Origin of the sequence: Prosthecobacter sp. (assembly GCF_044378005.1) — a bacterium.
Taxonomy (GTDB): Bacteria; Verrucomicrobiota; Verrucomicrobiia; order Verrucomicrobiales; family Verrucomicrobiaceae; genus Prosthecobacter.
This window is the reverse complement of the sequence record NZ_JBILYB010000303.1, coordinates 1-3,264: the sequence shown is the minus strand read 5'-3', so window position 1 is coordinate 3,264 and position 3,264 is coordinate 1. Positions and strand designations below refer to the sequence as shown.

Sequence of the window (3,264 nt, the reverse complement as noted above, 5' to 3'; positions counted from 1 at the left end):
CTACGGTCTAGGCACTTATGGTGGCAATTCAGACCAGGGTTCAATCTTCAAGATGACTCCTGCGGGGGTGGTTAGCGCGCTGGCATTGTTCGATCAAAACACCACTGGGCGCAATCCGGCGGGGACGCTGGTCGAAGACAGCGCTGGCAACTTGTATGGCACGACCATCAACATCTTCAGCTACACCGGACCTTACGACCGGGGAGTGATCTTCCGAGTCACGCCTGCAGGCATCGTTACCGTGCTGGTGAACTTCAAGGATACCGAAAGCGCCAACCCATCTCGCAGCTTGACCAAGGGAGTGGATGGTAATTTTTATGGCACGACAGGGTCGGGCGGAGCCAACAAGAGCGGTATTTTCTTCAAAATGACACCGGCAGGGGTGCTGACCAAGGTGAGCGATTTTCCAACGCGTGTCCCCACCTCCAACTTCCTCTCTGAACTGATGCAGGCCAGTGACGGAAACTTTTACGGCACGACCAGTGATGGAGGAGCCTTCGGTACCGGGACCCTCTATCGGATCTCGCCAACCGGGGTCGTCAACACCCTGGTGTCATTCGACAATGGCCCCGATGGAGGCACTCCACTCTCGACGCTCGTGCAGGCCAGCGACGGAAACCTTTATGGCATCACCGACTACGGTGGCACCGCCGGTGCTGGCACAGCCTTCCGGCTCGACATCCAGGCTTCCACCAGTGGCACAAACCTCGTGCCCGCCACCATCGGCGGCACCTTTGCCGACCTCGATGGCAATGCCACGGTGACGCTCACGGCGAGTGCTGGCAGCATCATACAGAACAACGCCGCAGGCACCTGGAGCTGGAACTCCACCGGTGTGCCTGCACCCTTTTCCGGCCCCGTGACCATCACGGCCACTGACAGTGATGGTGCCATCGCAGCAGAGCCCTTCACCCTCAGCCTCATCAGCACTTCAGCTCCCGAGATCGCCGTCCACAACGGCAGTCACGGCCTGGCTCCAGAGCTGTCGGATGGTCAGTCCACGGCGGTGGGCTTCGGCAGCACGGCTCCGAACGTCGCCATCCTCCGCAGCTTCCTCGTGCGCAATTCGGGCACCAGCGCTCTCACGATCTCAGGCATCACCGTGCCTTCCGGCTACACCACGAATGCCGCTGGCACCGTGCTGGCTCCCGGCGGGTCCTATGGCTTCCAGGTTTCTCTCAAAAGTGGCACCTCCGCCACCTACTCCGGCAATGTGGTCATCAGCAGTGACGACTCGGATGAAGCCGTCTTCGACTTCCCCATCTCCTGCACCGTCGTCGCCGCCGGTAGTGCGCCGCTGGTCCTGATCAGCAATAACATCGCCGTTCCTGGCAGCGCCGGCGCTCCTGTTCTTGGGGGGCCGGTTGGCTCCACGCTTTATAACTTTGTGGGCTCTCCTGCGATCAACTCCAGCGGCGTGCTCGCCTCCGCCGTGCAGATCCGTCACGCCGACGCCAGCCTCCACGCCGGCATGATGAGCGGCCAGCCGCTGTCCCTTATCGCCACAGACACGCAAGCAGCTCCTTCCCTCCCCGGCGTGAACCACTTCAACTTTGCGCCTCCCGTCATCAACGAGACCGGCCACGTCGCCTTCCTTGGTGAAGTTCGCGGCACCGGGATCACCGCCAACGTCAACAGCCGCTGTCTGTTCAGCAACGCCAGTGATGGCACGCTTCGTCTCGTCGCCAGAACAGGCACGGACATTGGTTTGGGCAGCAATCTGAAGAGCATCGGAAACTTCTCCATCGGCGGTGACCTCATTATCTTTCTGGGGACGCTGGCGGACAAAAGCATCGTCCTCTTCGGTTGGGATGCCAGCACCGGCCTGCGTCCATTGATGCGCAATGGCCAGAGCGTCACGGCCAATGGCAGCCCCAAAATCGTGAAAAACTTCAGCATCTTGGAGACTGGCAATGCCTCCTCAGGTCATGGTAGAGAACTTAGCGTCGCTCCTTCGGGTGAGATGCTTGTCACCTTCAATGTGACCTTCACCGACGGCACTTTCGGTGTCATCGTCGGCAGCTTCGATGGCACCAGTGACACCGGCTTCGACGTGACCTACGGAGCCAGCCAGCAGCTCGCCGACACCTACGCCGCCCCGGCGGTCATCCCGTTGGCGAAGTGGGGCAGCTTCCGCAGCCCCGGCTTTGACAACACGGGCAGCTACTACGGCTTCATCAGCCAGATGCTGACCAACACGCTGGCCGGAGTCAGCACCACGAACAACGTCGGTGTCTTTGTGGATACCACCCCTGGCGTGCTGACGCTACAACTGCGTGAAAACGCCGCCGCTCCCGGAACTGCCGCCGGAGTCGTGTTCAGCGACTTCAGCGACCTCGTGCTCGGCGGCGGGGATTATGAGTTCCTCGTCAAAGGCGAAGTGCGCGGCACCGGAGTCACCGTCAACGTCAACAACCTCGGCCTGTGGGCTCAGCACGCCACGAACGGCCTCGTCCTCGTGGCGCGTGAGGGCAGCGCTGCTCCCGGAGTGGCAGGAGCCACGTTCTTGAAGCTCAGCCAGATCGCCCTGCCGGGCACAGCGCAGCCGATGTTCCAGGCCACGATGAAGACTGGAGTCGGCGGCGTGACCACGGCCAACGACACCGGACTCTGGGTCGTCAACGCGAGTCACAACACCGTGCTGGCCGTGCGTGAAGGCGACGTGCTCAATGTCGGCGGCACGCCACGATCGGTGGCCGCGATCACGGCGCTGCTGAATGGCACGACCACCGGAGGCGCCCTGGGCCGCCGGGCCTTCCTCACGGACGGGCAGTTGAGCATGCTGCTGAACTTCAGCGGCGGAGTCCAGGCTCACGCCAAGGTCGTCGTGCCCTAGGCGCGGCGCAGGGAATTCAAGTCATCCAAGAGGTCCGATCCCGTGAGGGGGCGGACCTCTTTCGTTCGAGCCGGGGTTTCCGGTGCATCGCCGGAACAGGGTGCGTTTCCATCATGCAAGCAGACGCTGCTCCAGCGACTCACCCAGCACGCAGTAAGCTCCCTCCTCCCCCAATGCTCCGAAGGAAGCCCCTGTACGCCGCATCAAACGTCAGCCCAGAAGCCCGCCAAAGGAGTGTGTAATGGGGCCAGACCCCAGACCCGGCGGGTTCGTCGCTCACACCCAGGGGGGCTGCCGACGATTCTGGCCCCCTCTCCCCAGCTAGACCGCCGGTTTCAGCCCTAGATCCCCTTCTGGGTAGAGGCTTGGGGTGAGGGGCAGATACCCGGTGCAGGCCCTACAAGTCTCAGCTCCCCACCCAAGCTCCA

General features: G+C 62.3%; 1 protein-coding gene. It reads left to right on the top strand.

All coding sequences use genetic code 11. The annotated features are described in order from the left end of the window. Positions 1 to 2,836 (top strand): beta strand repeat-containing protein (locus tag AC6FTP_RS26505; protein ID WP_497209903.1); only part of this gene is annotated, 2,836 nt, incomplete at its 5' end. Positions 2,837 to 3,264 lie beyond the last annotated feature (428 nt).